The sequence below is a fragment of the Mycobacterium sp. NPDC050441 genome, assembly GCF_040655355.1.
GTDB lineage: Bacteria > Actinomycetota > Actinomycetes > Mycobacteriales > Mycobacteriaceae > Mycobacterium.
Genome location: NZ_JBFAJS010000003.1, coordinates 384,181 through 398,548 on the forward strand (window position 1 = coordinate 384,181; position 14,368 = coordinate 398,548).

15 protein-coding genes are annotated in these 14,368 nt (G+C 66.9%); 6 read left to right on the top strand and 9 right to left on the bottom strand.

Annotation, left to right across the window (positions count from 1 at the left end; translation table 11 throughout):
- Positions 1-110: 110 nt before the first annotated feature.
- The gene (locus AB0I14_RS10930) at positions 111-626 is read left to right on the top strand and encodes an N-acetyltransferase family protein (RefSeq protein WP_358020150.1); all 516 of its coding nucleotides are present in this window, start codon (positions 111-113) and stop codon (positions 624-626) included.
- On the opposite strand, the gene AB0I14_RS10935 is transcribed toward AB0I14_RS10930, so the two are convergent.
- Both AB0I14_RS10935 and AB0I14_RS10940 read right to left on the bottom strand, forming a co-directional pair.
- Positions 616-1,746, bottom strand: a complete 1,131-nt coding sequence (locus AB0I14_RS10935) for an acyl-CoA desaturase (protein ID WP_358020153.1) — start codon at positions 1,744-1,746, stop codon at positions 616-618. The genes AB0I14_RS10930 and AB0I14_RS10935 overlap by 11 nt on opposite strands.
- 23 nt (positions 1,747-1,769) lie before the next feature.
- Positions 1,770-2,873: a ferredoxin reductase gene (locus AB0I14_RS10940; RefSeq protein WP_358020156.1), complete on the bottom strand. Its 1,104-nt coding sequence runs from the start codon at positions 2,871-2,873 to the stop codon at positions 1,770-1,772.
- A gap of 44 nt (positions 2,874-2,917) precedes the next feature.
- On the opposite strand from AB0I14_RS10940, the gene AB0I14_RS10945 reads away from it, so the two are divergent.
- Together AB0I14_RS10945 and AB0I14_RS10950 are read left to right on the top strand one after the other, a co-directional pair.
- Positions 2,918-3,637 carry a TetR family transcriptional regulator gene (locus AB0I14_RS10945; RefSeq protein ID WP_358020159.1) on the top strand — a complete coding sequence of 240 codons (720 nt, stop codon included), beginning with the start codon at positions 2,918-2,920 and terminating at the stop codon, positions 3,635-3,637.
- Positions 3,638-3,647: 10 nt separating this feature from the next.
- A complete protein-coding gene (locus AB0I14_RS10950; RefSeq protein ID WP_358020162.1) occupies positions 3,648-4,445 on the top strand; it encodes an enoyl-CoA hydratase-related protein in 798 nt (265 codons plus the stop codon).
- Here AB0I14_RS10950 and AB0I14_RS10955 read toward each other — a convergent pair.
- From AB0I14_RS10955 to AB0I14_RS10965, 3 genes are read right to left on the bottom strand one after another with little or no spacing between them, the layout of a single operon-like run.
- Entirely contained in the window at positions 4,414-5,184 is a 771-nt protein-coding gene (locus AB0I14_RS10955) for an SDR family oxidoreductase (RefSeq protein WP_358020165.1), read from the bottom strand. The genes AB0I14_RS10950 and AB0I14_RS10955 overlap by 32 nt on opposite strands.
- A gap of 29 nt (positions 5,185-5,213) precedes the next feature.
- Positions 5,214-6,056 carry a pseudouridine synthase gene (locus AB0I14_RS10960; protein WP_358020168.1) on the bottom strand — a complete coding sequence of 281 codons (843 nt, stop codon included), beginning with the start codon at positions 6,054-6,056 and terminating at the stop codon, positions 5,214-5,216.
- A gap of 53 nt (positions 6,057-6,109) precedes the next feature.
- Positions 6,110-7,855, bottom strand: coding sequence for a glycerol-3-phosphate dehydrogenase/oxidase (locus AB0I14_RS10965; protein WP_358020171.1), 1,746 nt, complete (start codon positions 7,853-7,855; stop codon positions 6,110-6,112).
- Positions 7,856-7,958: 103 nt separating this feature from the next.
- Here AB0I14_RS10965 and AB0I14_RS10970 point away from each other — a divergent pair, with 103 nt between their 5' ends.
- Positions 7,959-8,612, top strand: a complete 654-nt coding sequence (locus AB0I14_RS10970; RefSeq protein ID WP_358020175.1) for a hypothetical protein — start codon at positions 7,959-7,961, stop codon at positions 8,610-8,612.
- A gap of 15 nt (positions 8,613-8,627) precedes the next feature.
- Here AB0I14_RS10970 and AB0I14_RS10975 read toward each other — a convergent pair whose 3' ends face one another.
- Positions 8,628-10,043 carry an NAD(P)H-quinone dehydrogenase gene (locus tag AB0I14_RS10975; protein WP_358020178.1) on the bottom strand — a complete coding sequence of 472 codons (1,416 nt, stop codon included), beginning with the start codon at positions 10,041-10,043 and terminating at the stop codon, positions 8,628-8,630.
- A 41-nt stretch (positions 10,044-10,084) separates the two neighbouring features.
- Here AB0I14_RS10975 and AB0I14_RS10980 point away from each other — a divergent pair, with 41 nt between their 5' ends.
- On the top strand, positions 10,085-10,552 hold the full coding sequence (locus tag AB0I14_RS10980; RefSeq protein ID WP_358020181.1) for a gamma-glutamylcyclotransferase: 468 nt from the start codon (positions 10,085-10,087) through the stop codon (positions 10,550-10,552).
- A gap of 10 nt (positions 10,553-10,562) precedes the next feature.
- Here AB0I14_RS10980 and AB0I14_RS10985 read toward each other — a convergent pair whose 3' ends face one another.
- Together AB0I14_RS10985 and AB0I14_RS10990 are read right to left on the bottom strand one after the other, a co-directional pair.
- A complete protein-coding gene (locus AB0I14_RS10985; RefSeq protein WP_358020183.1) occupies positions 10,563-11,729 on the bottom strand; it encodes a M20 family metallopeptidase in 1,167 nt (388 codons plus the stop codon).
- Entirely contained in the window at positions 11,726-12,910 is a 1,185-nt protein-coding gene (locus AB0I14_RS10990) for a M20 family metallopeptidase (RefSeq protein WP_358020186.1), read from the bottom strand. Before AB0I14_RS10990 ends, AB0I14_RS10985 begins: the two co-directional genes overlap by 4 nt.
- Before the next feature lie 47 nt (positions 12,911-12,957).
- On the opposite strand from AB0I14_RS10990, the gene AB0I14_RS10995 reads away from it, so the two are divergent.
- Positions 12,958-13,749, top strand: coding sequence for a purine-nucleoside phosphorylase (locus AB0I14_RS10995; RefSeq protein WP_358020189.1), 792 nt, complete (start codon positions 12,958-12,960; stop codon positions 13,747-13,749).
- On the opposite strand, the gene AB0I14_RS11000 is transcribed toward AB0I14_RS10995, so the two are convergent.
- Complete coding sequence (locus AB0I14_RS11000; RefSeq protein WP_358020192.1) at positions 13,746-14,291, bottom strand: TetR family transcriptional regulator; 546 nt, start codon at positions 14,289-14,291, stop codon at positions 13,746-13,748. The two genes, AB0I14_RS10995 and AB0I14_RS11000, sit on opposite strands and share 4 nt — an antisense overlap.
- Between the last annotated feature and the right edge of the window lie 77 nt (positions 14,292-14,368).

A 14,368-nucleotide genomic window follows, 5' to 3' on the forward strand; every position in this document is an offset into this window, starting at 1 on the left:
CGGCTGCCCGGACCGTGGAGGACGATCAGCTCGCCACCCTTGCGCTGCCTCCAGAACGTGCGCGTTCGGGTCAGTCGACCGACCGGGTCAACGCCCCTTAGGGTGACAACATGAGCAACGTCGTCGTCCGCGTCACCTCATCGGGTGACCTCGACGCGATCAGCGCCATCTACGCCCACCACGTCGAGACCGGCGTCGCCACCTTCGAGCTGACCCCGCCGGCTCGCGAGGAATGGGACCGCCGACTGGCGACGGCCCGGATGCATGAATTGCCTTTCCTCACCGCGATACTCGACGGGCAGCTCGTCGGCTATGCGTACTGCGCACCGTGGAAGCTACGACCCGCGTATCGGCACACGGTGGAGAACTCGATCTACCTTTCGCCGCAGGCGGCCGGCCTCGGCATCGGAACCCTGCTGCTGCAGGGGCTGATGGACGGCTGCGCTGCAGCGGGCGTCCGCGAGGTCATCGCCGTGGTGGTCGACACCGACGAGGCGGCGGCATCCCTTGCCCTGCACCGCAAGCACGGATTCGTCGAGGCCGGGCGACTACGTGCGGTCGGGTACAAGCACGGACGATGGCTGGACACGGTGCTGCTGCAACGCAGCCTGCCGGTCAGCAGTTGACGAGTTCCGGCTCGCAGATCGGCTGCGAATCCGATTCCGGTGCAGTTTCTTTGACCTCGGGCTTTCCGCCCCACGGGAACGCCAGCCGCACGATCTTGCGCACCACGGAGGCGAACTGCTTGTGGATCGGGCCCGAGTTGTAGGGCAGGCCGTAACGCTGGCAGATCTCCTTCACCTCACCCGAGAGTTCGGCGTAACGATGCGCCGGAATGTCGGGGAACAGGTGGTGTTCGATCTGGAAGGACAGGTTGCCGCTGAAGATGTGGAACCACTTGCCGCCACTGAGGTTCGCCGAGCCGAGCAGCTGACGGAAGTACCACTGCCCGCGAGACTCGTTCTCGGTCTCCTCGATGGTGAACTCGTGGGTGCCCTCGGGGAAGTGCCCGCAGAAGATGATGGTGTAGGACCACACGTTGCGCATCAGGTTGGCGGTCATGTTGCCCGCGAACACAAATGGCGCGAACGGCCCAGCCAACAGCGGGAAAGCCACGTAGTCCTTCACGGTCTGCTTGCGCACCTTTTCCCACATCTCGCGCAGCATGTCCTTCTTGTCCCGCAGCTTGATCTCGCCGGTGCGAATGCGCTCGGTCTCGAGCTCGTGCAACGCAACGCCGTACTGGAAGAACACCATCAGCAGGAATGCGTACAACGGATTGCCCAGGTAGTACGGGCTCCACTTCTGGTCCTCGCTCATGCGCAGGACGCCGTAACCGATGTCGCGGTCCATGTCGACGATGTTGGTGTACGTGTGGTGCATGTAGTTGTGCGAGTGCCGCCACTGATTCGACGGGCATGCCGAATCCCATTCGAAGTTCTGGCCGCGCAACGCCGGATCGCCCATCCAGTCGTACTGGCCGTGCATGACGTTGTGGCCGATCTCCATGTTGTCGAGGATCTTCGACAGTCCGAGCATCACGGTGCCGACCGGCCAGGCCGGCGGCAGGAACAGCAACGCACGGCCGCCGATCTCAAGCTTGCGCTGCATCTTGATGATGTCGCGGATGTAGGTGGCGTCGCGCTCGCCGAGATCGGCGATGGCGCGTTCACGGATGACGTCGAGTTCGCGGCCGAATTCCTCGAACTGGTCAGGGGTCAGGGTGTACTTCTTCAGCTCGGGCATGACAGTGCCTTTCGGAGTGAGAGTCAGAGGTCGATGTCGACGTCGCCGATTGGGGCGGTGACGCAGATCTGGATGTCTTCGCAGTCGGCGCTGGATACCGCACCGGTGATCAGGTTGCGCACTGCTCCGCGGCTCTTGGACCGCGTGCAGCTGTGGCAGATGCCCATGCGGCATCCGCTTTCCGGGTTCAGTCCCGCGGCTTCGGCCTGCGCCAGCAGGGTCTGACCGTCGTCGGTCACCGTGACGGAACTGTTGGTGAATGTGACTGCGCCACCAGCGGATTCGCCGGAAACACTGAACACGGGCGGAACGAAACTCTCCGAGCGCGCATCGGGGCAGTGCGTGCGGACGGCGTCGACGAGCGCCGGCGGACCACAGACGAACACCGCGTCGGGCTCGGTATCGGGAAAGGCGGCGGCCAGGTGCGTCGGTCCGAAATACCCGTCGAGATCGCCAATGGTCCCGTCACCGTCGCCGCCCCGGGTGTATCCGTGCAGCACCCGCACACCTGCTCCGGCCATCGCCGTGAGCTCCGAGCGGTAGCAGGCCTCCTCAGCGCCGCGTGCGTAGTGCACGAACGCGACCTCCCCGGTGAACGCCTGTGCACGCAGGGTCCGCAACATGGACATCACCGGAGTGATTCCGCTGCCGCCGGAGACGAACAGGATGCGCTTCGGCAGTACCGCCGGGAGGACAAAATCTCCGCCGACGGAGTCCAGCCCCAGCACCATGCCCGGGTACGCGTGGTCGCACAGGTAGGTCGAGACCAGGCCGCCGTCATGGCGGCCGATGGTCAGCTCGATGCGAGCCGCACCTTCGGCGCTGGCCGGCGAGTAACACCGGGTGCGGCGTCGGCCGTTGATCTCGACGGAGAGGTTGATGTGCTGGCCCGCCCGAAAGCCGGCGAAGGCGGCATTTGGTTCGAGGGTCAGCGTGACGCTGCGCGGCGTCTGCCGCCGCACTGCGATCACCTTGGCGCGGGCGTCGCCGCGGGTCCAGGTCGGTTCGACCAGCTCGGTGTAGCGGTCAACTCCATGGGGACCGGTCAGCAGGTTCGCGAGCGCACTCATTCGGGGGCCGGCCAGCAGTCGCCGCCCGACGCCTTCAGTCAATGTTTGAGTGAACATGTGTACACAGTGCGCGTGCACACATGACTCTGTCAACGACAAAAATGCAGGAAGTGGTAGGGTTCACATCAGTGAACAAACGTACGCCCAATTCACGAACACCCACGTCACGAACACGACGGCCGGACTCGGCGTCGCGGTCGCGGGAGACGCTGTCCAGGGAAGAACGCAAAGAGGCCACCCGGCGCGCGATCATCACCGCCGCGCTGACCCTGCTGGAAGACCGCAGCTTCAGCGCACTGTCCCTGCGGGAGGTCACCCGCGAGGCGGGCATCGTGCCCGCCGCGTTCTACCGGCACTTCGACTCGATGGATGCGCTCGGTCTCGTCCTCATCGACGAGTCGTTCCGGGCCCTGCGCGACATGCTGCGGGGCGCCCGCGCCGGCAAGCTCGACCCGCACCACATCATCGAATCCTCGGCCGAGATCCTGACCGGCAGTGTCAACGAGCGTCGCGAACACTGGCGGTTCATCGCCCGCGAACGCTCCAGCGGGGTCTCGGTACTGCGCTACGCGATTCGCACCGAGATCCGGCTGATCACCTCCGAACTCGCGATCGACCTCGCCCGTTTCCCGGGCCTCAAGGACTGGAGCAGCGAGGACCTCAACATCCTGGCAAACCTGTTCGTCAATGCGATGATCTCGACGGCCGAGGCCCTCGAAGACGCAACTGACGCACAGTCTGTCGAGGCCATCCACTGCGCCGCGGTCAAACAACTGCGAATGATCGCCGTTGGCGTCAACGGGTGGCACAGCACCGGCTAGGGTCCGGCTCATGTCCCTTGCAGAGCCACTCGACCTTGCCTACCCGCGACCCGACATCGCCGTCATCACCCTCAATCGGCCCGAGAAGCTGAACGCGCTGTCGTACGAACTGGTCGAGGCCCTGCACGCCACCCTCGATGCCCTCGCCGACAACAACGAGTGCCGCGTCGTCGTGCTCACCGGCGCCGGCCGCGGCTTCTGCTCGGGCCTGGATCTCAGCAATCCCAATCCGCCCGAGTCAGGTGGCGGCACCGAGTTTCCCCGCTCGGGCATGCGCTGGCAGGAGCGCATCGCGAATCTGACGGTCAAACTGCACCGGCTGCGCCAACCCGTCATCGCCGCGGTCAACGGCGCGGCCTACGGGGGCGGCTTCGCCCTGGCCGCAGCCAGCGACATCCGCATCGCCGGCCCGGCGGCGAAGTTCTGCACGCAGTTCATCAAGCTGGGCATCGGCGGCTGCGACATCGGTGTGAGCTACACCCTGCCCAGGATCATCGGCTCGGGTCCGGCATTCGACCTGATCCTCACCGCGCGGGCGGTCGAGGCGGCGGAGGCGCTACGGCTCGGTCTGGTCACCCGCATCGTCGACCACACCGACACGTTGCTCGATGCGGCCCTTGAGATTGCCGAAACCCTCTGCAGTTATGGCAAATTCGGCCTGGAATCGACCAAACAGGTGCTCTGGGCCAATCTCGACGCCGGCTGCCTGGAAACGGCGCTACACGTCGAGAACCGCAGCCAGATCCTTTCGGTCGGCACCGGTAGCCTCGCCGAGGTCAGCGAGGTGTCCCGCCACCGTCGACGATGATCACCTGCCCCGTCATGTAGCTGCCGGCATCCGAACACATCAGCAGGGCCGCGCCGACCATCTCGTCCGGGTCGGCCAGGCGCTTCATCAAGGTCCCGCCCTTCATGAGGTCAATCGCCTCCTGCGGGTTGTTGCGCATCATGTCGGTGTCGACGGGTCCCGGGGCCAGGGCGTTCACCCGGATTCCCAATGGAGCGAACTCGGCCGCCATCGACCGGGTCACCGACATCAGCGCGGCCTTGCCCGAGGCGTAGATCGACAACGCCGGCGCGAAGTTGAACGCCCCGACCGACACCATGTTCAGCACCGCGGCCTTCGCGCTGGCCTTCAGATGCGGCAGGGCGTGTTGCACCAGGAACACCGGCCCGCGCAGGTTCACCTCGTAGGACTTGGCCCAGGCTTCCGGTGTCATCTGCCCCAGCGGCTGGGCCAGGGCATTGGCAGCATTGTTGACCACCACATCGATCCCGCCGAACTCGGCGACCGTGCGCTCCACCAGCGCGCCGAGCTCGTCGATGTTCCCGCTGTGCGTGGGAACCCCGATTGCCTCTCCCCCAAGCCCGCGAAGGTGCTCGGCCGCCCGCTCGCAGGCCTCGGGCTTACGGCTGGCGACCACCACCCGGGCGCCGGCCAGCGTGAAGCCCTCGGCGAGAGCCAATCCGATACCGCGGGTGCCACCGGTGACGATCACGGTGCGGTCGGTCATGTCGAACAGATGGTCAAAGGCCTCACGGTTCACCCCGTCAGTAGACCATCACCACGGTCCGGTCACGCAAGGCTTCCGCCCAATCTCCGGGCACTCACGAATTCGCGGTCCTCGCCGGTGATCGGGTCGGTGAACTCCAGGCGCTGCGCCAACAGCTGCAGCGGATGGTCGAAATCATCGGGAGCTACCTCGATCACGTTGGGATACAGGGAATCACCGATGATCGGCAGCCCGATGGAGGCCATGTGCACCCGTAGTTGATGGGTCCGCCCGGTGCGAGGCGACAGTCGGTAGAGCCCCCGTCCCATATCCTCGACATATGTCTCGGCATTGGGCTCACCGGGTTCCTCGAAGGCCTGTAACTGCCCGCGGTGCTTGATGATCCGACTACGCAGTGTGACGGGCAACGACACCATAGCTGCGCCGGCCGCGCGGGCCAGATACGTCTTGCGCGTCCCGCCCTCGGCGAACATCCGCTGATAACGGCCGCGGACCTCGCGACGCACGGTCAGCAACAGCACACCCGCGGTCAGCCGGTCCAGCCGGTGCGCGGGACTCAGGTCCGGCAGGTCCAGTTCACGCCTCAGCCGCACCAACGCGGTCTGCGCGACGTGGCCTCCGCGGGGCATGGTGGCCAGAAAGTGCGGCTTGTCGACCACGAGGATGTCGTCATCGCGGTACAGCACCGGGATGTCGAACGGCACTGCCACCTCGTCGGCCAGGTCGCGGTAGAAGTAGACGTGCGCACCTGCGGGCAGCACGGTTGCCACATCGACGGCTGTGCCGTCGGGCAGAACCACCTCTCCGGCAACCACTTTCGCGCCGATGCCGAACCGCTCCTGCAGCTCGTCGTGGACGTTGCCGCCCAACAGCCGCAGCCGCGCCGGGCCAAGTCCGTCACGCACCGGCAGCGGCGGCGATGAGCGCCTGCGCGAAGAGCGTTGGGACCCGGCCTTTCTCAATTGAGCGGCACGGGCTCGAGGATCTCGGCGCGGGCCTCGGGCGCGGCCTGGCGCAGGGCATCGGCGGACTCGTCGTCGGGCTGGGTCTGCGACAGCACCTCAGCCTCCACCCTGGCGATGTACGTGGCGACTTCACGATCGATGTCCTCGGCCGTCCACCCCAGCACGGGCGCAACCACTTCCGCGACCTCGCGGGCGCAATCGACTCCTCGGTGCGGATACTCGATCGCGACCCGCATCCGGCGGGCCAAGATATCTTCCAGGTGAAGTGCGCCTTCAGCCGCGGCGGCGTAGTAGGCCTCGACCTTCAGATACACCGGCGCATCGCTGATCGGGGCCAGCAGTTCTGGCCGGCCCTCGGCCATCTTGAGCACCTCACCGATCAGCGACCCGTAGCGGTCCAGCAGGTGCCGGACGCGGTACGGGTGCAGCCCGTATTGCTTGCCGACGTATTCGGTCTGATTGATCAACGCGAAGTACCCGTCGGCACCCATCAGCGGGACCTTCTCGGTGATCGACGGCGCCACCCGGGCCGGAATGAACTCTGCGGCAGCGTCGATCGCGTCGGCCGCCATCACCCGGTAGGTGGTGTACTTCCCGCCGGCGATCGCCACGAGCCCCGGAGAAGGCACCGCAACGGCATGCTCCCGCGACAGCTTGGAGGTCTCTTCACTCTCGCCGGCCAGCAGCGGACGCAACCCGGCGTAGACCCCGTCGATGTCGTCGTGGGTCAACGGGGTCGCCAGCACGGTGTTGACGTGTCCGAGGATGTAATCGATGTCGGCCTTGGTCGCGGCGGGATGCGCAAGATCGAGATTCCAGTCCGTGTCGGTGGTCCCGATGATCCAGTGCGTACCCCACGGAATCACGAACAGCACCGACTTCTCGGTGCGCAGGATGATCGCCACCTCGCTGACGATCCGGTCCCGCGGCACCACGATGTGCACGCCCTTGGACGCACGCACCCGGAACCGGCCGCGCTCCTTGGACAGTGCCTGAATCTCGTCGGTCCACACCCCGGTGGCGTTGACCACGACATGGCCCCGCACCTCGGTGGTGGCCCCGTCCTCGGAATCCCGCACCTGCACGCCGGTCACCCGGTCACCTTCGCGCAGGAGTGCCACCACCTGCGTCGAAGTCCGCACCACCGCGCCGTAGTGGGCCGCGGTGCGCGCCACGGTCATCGTGTGCCGGGCGTCGTCAACCACGGTGTCGTAGTAGCGGATACCACCGATCAGCGAGCTGCGCTTGAGCCCGGGAGCCAACCTCAGCGCGCCGGCTTTCGTCAGATGCTTTTGTGCAGGAACTGATTTCGCTCCGCCGAGCTGGTCGTAGAGGAAGATCCCCGCCGCCATGTATGGCCGTTCCCACCAACGGTTGGTCAACGGGAACAGGAACGGCAACGGTTTGACCAGATGCGGTGCCAGCGTGGTCAGGCTCAGTTCCCGCTCGTACAGCGCCTCGCGTACAAGTCCGAATTCCAGCTGCTCCAGATACCGCAGCCCGCCGTGGAACATCTTGGAGCTGCGACTGGATGTGCCGGAAGCGAAATCGCGCGCCTCGACGAGCGCCACCGTGAGTCCACGGGTCGCGGCATCCAACGCCGCGCCGGCTCCAACTACACCGCCGCCGATGACTACTACGTCGAATTGTTCACTGCCGAGTCGTTGCCAGGCTTGCGCCCTGTGCTGCGGTCCGAGGAGGGTTTGCCCGTCGCCCGGTGCTGAGATCGGGTCAGTCACGATCCCCAGGCTACGTGGGTGGCGTGGGATCCGCCCGATTCTGCCCGTCCTCGGCCAGCCCAAGTCATCCACTGCGCTCACTGTGAGCGGTAGGTTCCCTGTCGTGTCGACTCAACCCCCGGGCTTGCCGGGCCAGCCATTTCCTGGGCCGCAGCAGTTCCCCGGCCAGCAATTCCCCGGCCAGCAGTACCCGCCCGGCGGCGTCGCACCGACAGGATATTTTCCCGGTTACCCGCAACCGAAGGCGCCGCCAAGGAAGCGTTGGTACGGCGTCGGCGCGGCACTGCTCATCGCCGGGTTGGCGGTCGCTGTGCTCGGGGGCGTGGGGATCGGCGGGCTTGCCGACGCCACGCCGGATGCCGAAAACACCTTCGGGAACCGCGAGATGACGACGGTGCACTTCGACGCCGGTGAGACCAAGGTGATCTTCGTCGCCAATCCCGGTGAACACCACAAGGTGCGGTGCAACGTCGGCAATCAACGCGGTTCTGACGATAAAGCGAAGATCGACAACTACGACGGCAATCTCACGATCAACGAGTGGCAGGCCGTGTTCACCGTGACCGCACAACAGTCGTCCGACTACGCCGTCACGTGTGAGGGTGCGCCGTCAGACGAGTTCGGGGTGGGCGGTAACGCCAAGCCCAGTTCGCTCATCGGCGGTATTTTCGCCATCTTGGGCGGCGGCTTCTTGAGCGTCCTCGGGATCGTGACGATCATCATCACGGCGATATCGCGACGACGCCGCAAGGTGTGACTTCGGCACCGGCATCTAGTCCAGGTCGTCGTGCTTCATCAACTGGCGCGCGGCCTCGGTGATCGATCCGGACAGCGACGGGTACACCGAAAACGTCTGGGCCAGCTCATCGACCGGGATGCCGTTCTGCACGGCCAGGGCGATCGGCAGGATCAGCTCAGAGGCGATCGGCGCGACCACCACCCCGCCGATCACCACCCCGGTCGCCGGGCGGCAGAAGATCTTCACGAAGCCGCGGCGCAGGCTGGACATCTTGGCCCGGGCATTCGTGCTGAGCGGCAGGGTCAGGGTGCGGGCCGGCACGGAGCCGTCGTCGATCGCGGCCTGGGGCACCCCGACCGCGGCGATCTCGGGACGGGTGAACACCGCCGCGGCGACCGTTCGCAGCCGGATCGGAGCCACGGCCTCACCCAGGGCGTGATACATCGCGATGCGGCCCTGCATGGCCGCCACCGAGGCCAACGGCAGCAATCCGGTGCAGTCGCCCGCCGCGTAAATGCCCGGTACCGAAGTTCGCGACACCCGGTCGACGTTGAGATAGTTGCCCGGCCCGAGTTCGATGCCGACGCGGTCCAGGCCCAGGCCACCGGTGTTGGGGACCGAGCCGACCGTCATCAGCGCATGGCTGCCTTCGACAGTGCGCCCGTCGGCCATGGCGACACGCACCCCGTGCTCGGTGCGGGTCACCGACTCGGCGCGGGCGTTCTTGACCAGGGTGACACCGCGTTCGGAGAACACCTCCTCCAGCACGGCGGCGGCGTCGGAGTCCTCGTGCGGCAGGATCTGGTCGCGGCTGGCCACGACCGTCACGGTCACCCCGAGTTCGGTGTAGGCGTTGACGAACTCGGCGCCGGTGACACCCGACCCCACCACCACGAGATGCTCGGGCAGTGCTTCGAGGTCGTAGAGCTGCCGCCAGTTGAGGATGCGTTCCCCGTCGGGCGCGGCGTTGGGCAGCACCCGCGGGCTGGCACCGGTGGCGATCAGCACCACATCGGCGGTCAGCTGGCTGACCGCGCCGTCCGGGCCGGTGACCTTGACGCGGTGCTGGGCCATGCCCGGGACATCGTCGATCAGCTCGCCGCGGCCCGCGATCAGCTCGATGCCTTCGTTGCGCAGCCGCTCGGCGATGTCGCCGGACTGCGCCGTGGCCAGGGTCTTCACCCGCTCATTGATCTGCGGCAACGAGATCTTCGACTGCTCGAAATCCAGCGAATATCCCAGGTTGGGCGCACGCCGCAGCTCGGTGCGCACGCCGGTGGAGGCGATGAAGGTCTTGGACGGCACACAATCCCACAGCACGCACGCGCCGCCGATGCCGTCGCAGTCGATGATGGTCACATGAGCGACCTCAGGGCCACGGGCTGCGGCGACCAAGGCCGCCTCATATCCGGCGGGGCCGCCGCCGATGATCACGATGCGGGTTGCCACCGCACTAACCTAACCAACTTTGCGCACTAAGCTGTCTTACCGTGCCGCTGTACGCCGCCTACGGGTCCAATATGCATCCGGAGCAAATGCTCGAGCGGGCTCCGCACTCGCCGATGGCCGGAACCGGGTGGCTGCACGGCTGGCGGTTGACGTTCGGCGGTGAGGACATCGGCTGGGAGGGCGCGCTGGCGACCGTCGTCGAGGACCCGCTGTCGAAGGTTTTCGTCGTGCTCTACGACGTGACGTCAGCCGATGAACAGAGCCTGGACCATTGGGAAGGTTCCGAGCTCGGGTTCCACAAGAAGATCCGCTGCCGGGTGGACCGGTTGTCGTCGGACACCAACAAAGACCCGGTGCTGGCCTGGCTGTATGTGGTCGACGCCTGGGAGGGCGGCCTGCCCTCGGCCCGCTATCTCGGGGTGATGGCCGACGCCGCGGAGATCGCGGGGGCACCCGGTGCTTACGTGCACGATCTGCGCACCCGCCCAGCGCGCAACATCGGCCCCTAGTCTTGGGAGGCTAGGCGGAAGCCTCGACGATGTTGACCATCGTGCGCACGCCGACACCCAACGCACGCTCGTCGATGTCGAACGTGGGCTGATGCAGATCAAGTTGTGGCCCTTGTCCACTCCACACACCGAGTCGGCCCATCGCGCCGGGCACATCCTCGAGATACCAGGAGAAGTCCTCGCCGCCGCCGGACTGGTGAGTGTCGGCGAGTACGTCGGGGCCGATGGCCTCGATGGCGTGGGTGAGGATGCGGGTGGACACCTCTTCGTTGACCACCGGGGGCACGCCCCGCCGGTAGTTGAGGCTGTGCGAGATGTTGAGCGGCGCGAGCAGCGCGGTAACCGTCTCTTCCACAATCGATTCCAGCGTCAGCCAGGTATCGCGACTTGCGGTGCGGATCGTCCCGGCCAGGGTGCCGATCTGCGGGATGGCGTTGGCGGCCACGCCGGCATTGACTGCGCCCCACACCATCACGGTGTCGTGACGGGGATCGATACGACGGGACAGCACGCCGGGCAAGCCGGTGATCAGGGTCCCGAGCCCGTAGACCAGGTCACCGGTCAGGTGCGGCCGGGAGGTGTGCCCGCCCGGCGAATGCAGGGTGATCTCGATGGAATCAGCCGCCGAGGTGATCGGTCCGGGCTTGGTGGCCACCTGGCCCACGACCAGCCGGGGATCGCAGTGCAGCGCGAAGATCCGGCTCACCCCGCTCAGCACGCCCGCATTGATCGCGTCGATCGCGCCGCCCGGCATCAGTTCCTCGGCCGCCTGGAACAGCAACCGGACCCCGACCGGCAACTCCGGCACCGACGCCAGAGCCATCGCCGTGCCGAGCAGTACGGCGGTGTGGGCATCGTGTCCGCAGGCGTGCGCGACATTGGGCACCGTGGACGCATAGGACGCGCCGGTCCGGTCCGCCATCGGCAAGCCGTCCATGTCAGCGCGCAGCGCGATCCGCGGACGGTCCTCCGGCCCGAAGTCACACGTCAATCCGGTGCCACCGGGCAACACTTTGGGATTCAACCCGGCCTCGGCCAGATGACGGGCCACGAACTCGGTGGTGGCGAACTCCTGACGGCCCAGTTCCGGGTGGGCATGCAGGTGACGACGCCACGACACCATCTCGTCGTAGTTGAGCGACAACCAGCGGGCAGCGGCATGCTGCAGCACACTCATGAAGCCCGCCTCCTCTGCAGCGCCGCCAACACGCGGTCCCGCTGCGCAGGCGTCTCAGCCAGCTGAACGACGCTGCGGGCCAACATGATCGCGCCTTCAAGGACAGCCTTGTCGGCGCTCGGACCCGCCGCTGCAGCGGTGAAAGCCGGCTGATGGATCGCCGCGCCACCAGAGTCGATGCCGATCACCGGATGGATGCCGGGCATCACCTGACTGATGTTGCCCATATCGGTACTGCCCAGTGGCACACTTGCCTCCACGTTCTCCGGCAACGGGTTACGGCCCAAGCGCAGCATCTCGGCGCGGATGGTCTCCGAGAGCCACGGATCGGGCACCAATTCGGCGTAAGGCGGGGCGATCTCGGTCACCCGGTGCTCACAGCCCGTCGCCAGTGCTCCGGCCGAAAAGCAGCCGGCCATCCGGTCCTCGAGCTCGCGCAGCGCCGACATGTCGGTCGCGCGCATGGTGTATCGCATCTCGGCGCGGCCGGGGATGACGTTGGTGGCCTGCCCGCCGTGGGTGACGATGCCGTGCACCATCTGTCCCGGCATGAGCTGCTGGCGCAGCAGGCCGATGGCGACCTGCGCGACGGTGACCGCGTCGCCGGCGTTGACGCCCAGATAGGGCGCCACGGCTGCGTGCGATTCCCGGCCGGTGTAGTTCACCGTCACCTCGGACAGCGCCAGCGAGCGCGCGGCGGCGATGTCCACGGGTCCGGGATGCAGCATGACCGTCGCGGCGATGTCGTCGAACACACCGGCGTTGAGCAGCAAGACTTTTCCGCCACCGAGTTCCTCGGCCGGGGTGCCGACGAGCACAACGGTCAGGCCCAGTTCGTCGGCGACGTCGGCCAGGGCCAGCGCGGTACCGACCGCCGAGGCCGCGATGATGTTGTGTCCGCAGGCATGCCCGATCTCGGGCAGCGCGTCGTACTCCGCGCAGATCCCGACCACCAGCGGGCCGCTGCCGTAGGAGGCCCGGAACGCGGTGTCCAGTCCTCCGGCAGCGGCGGTGATCTCGAATCCGTACTCGGCCACCAGCGCCTGCGTCTTGGCGCAGCTGCGGTGCTCGGCGAAGGCCAACTCCGGCTCGGCGTGTATCGAGTGGGAGAGTTCGACCAGATCGCCACGACGCCGGTTGATGGCATCCTCGACGCTCAGCGAGGCGGTGGCGGAGGGCATCCTCGCAGTATCTCACTGCCGGTTTCCGGCGGTTAAGCTCGCCTATCGTGACCGATCCCCAGGCATCCAGCCAGGCAGCCGCCACCATCGCCGAGCGGACGGGCGTCGAACGCCACGATGTCGCGGTCGTGCTCGGCTCGGGTTGGGCACCCGCGGTGGCCGAGCTGGGCGAGCCGGTGGCCACTGTGCCGATGGCCGATCTCCCCGGCTTCACCCCGCCGAGTGCGGCCGGGCACGGCGGCCAGGTGCACTCGGTGCGCATCGGGGACCACCGGGTGCTGGTGCTGGCCGGGCGCATCCATGCCTATGAGGGCCACGACCTGCAGCATGTGGTGCATCCGGTCCGGACCGCGGCGGCCACGGGCGTGTCGACCGTGGTGCTGACCAACGCCGCCGGCGGGCTTCGTGCCGAGTACCAGGTGGGCCAGCCGGTGCTGATCAGCGACCACCTCAACCTCACGGCACGTTCTCCCCTGGTCGGCGCGCAGTTCGTCGATCTGGTCGACGCCTACTCCCCCACGTTGCGGGCATTGGCGCGGGAGATCGAGCCCTCCCTGGCCGAGGGCGTCTACGCCGGGCTGCCCGGCCCGCATTACGAGACCCCGGCTGAGATCCGGATGCTGCGCACCCTCGGGGCCGACCTGGTCGGCATGTCGACGGTGCATGAGACGATCGCCGCTCGGGCCGCCGGCCTGCAGGTACTGACCATCTCGATGGTGACCAACCTGGCCGCCGGGATGACGGGCGAACCGCTCAGCCACGCCGAGGTGCTCGAGGCCGGACGCCAGTCCGCAACCCGGATGGGTTCCCTGCTGCGCTCGGTGATCGATCGGATCTAGCCGACCAGATACCGCTGCAGCGTGGGGCCGATCCAGTCGACGACCTCCTGGCGGCCCATGGTTACCAACGGCGGGAACTCCAGCACGTAGCGGCACAACGCCATCCCGAGCACCTGCGACGCCGCGAGGCTGGCCCGCACCGGAGTGTCGGCAGCGTTGCCCGTCGTCTCGGCGATGACCGGAGCGAGTTGCGCCGCGAAGATCGTGCGCATCCGCTCGGCGACGGCCTCGTTGGTCACCCCGGCGCGCAGCAGGATCAGCAGTGCCTCATCGCGTTCCCAGCGTTCGAGGAAGTGCGCGGCCAGCGCGGCACCGATCCCCTCACGCGGAACCCGGTTGAGATCCGGTAGTTCCAAATCGAATTCGGCAGCGGCGGCGAACAGCCGTTCCTTGTTGCCGTAGTAGCGCATCACCATCGCAGGGTCGATCCCGGCATCGGCCGCAATCGCCCGGATGGTCGCGCGCTCGTACCCGTCTGCGGCGAATCGCTCCCGCGCCGCGGCGAGGATGGCGGACTTTGTCTCGGCTGCCGGTCGTCGCATGTCAACAATTGTAGGCCAACAGCTGTTGACATCGTGTCGGAAGGCTCCTACGTTGAAGTCAACAGATGTTGACCAAC

Coding starts and splice junctions, on each gene's coding strand:
- AB0I14_RS10930 (WP_358020150.1), top strand. CDS start 111: ATGAGCAACGTCGTCGTCCGCGTCACCTCATCGGGTGACCTCGACGCG.
- AB0I14_RS10935 (WP_358020153.1), bottom strand. CDS start 1,746: ATGCCCGAGCTGAAGAAGTACACCCTGACCCCTGACCAGTTCGAGGAA.
- AB0I14_RS10940 (WP_358020156.1), bottom strand. CDS start 2,873: ATGTTCACTCAAACATTGACTGAAGGCGTCGGGCGGCGACTGCTGGCC.
- AB0I14_RS10945 (WP_358020159.1), top strand. CDS start 2,918: ATGCAGGAAGTGGTAGGGTTCACATCAGTGAACAAACGTACGCCCAAT.
- AB0I14_RS10950 (WP_358020162.1), top strand. CDS start 3,648: ATGTCCCTTGCAGAGCCACTCGACCTTGCCTACCCGCGACCCGACATC.
- AB0I14_RS10985 (WP_358020183.1), bottom strand. CDS start 11,729: ATGAGTGTGCTGCAGCATGCCGCTGCCCGCTGGTTGTCGCTCAACTAC.
- AB0I14_RS10990 (WP_358020186.1), bottom strand. CDS start 12,910: ATGCCCTCCGCCACCGCCTCGCTGAGCGTCGAGGATGCCATCAACCGG.
- AB0I14_RS11000 (WP_358020192.1), bottom strand. CDS start 14,291: ATGCGACGACCGGCAGCCGAGACAAAGTCCGCCATCCTCGCCGCGGCG.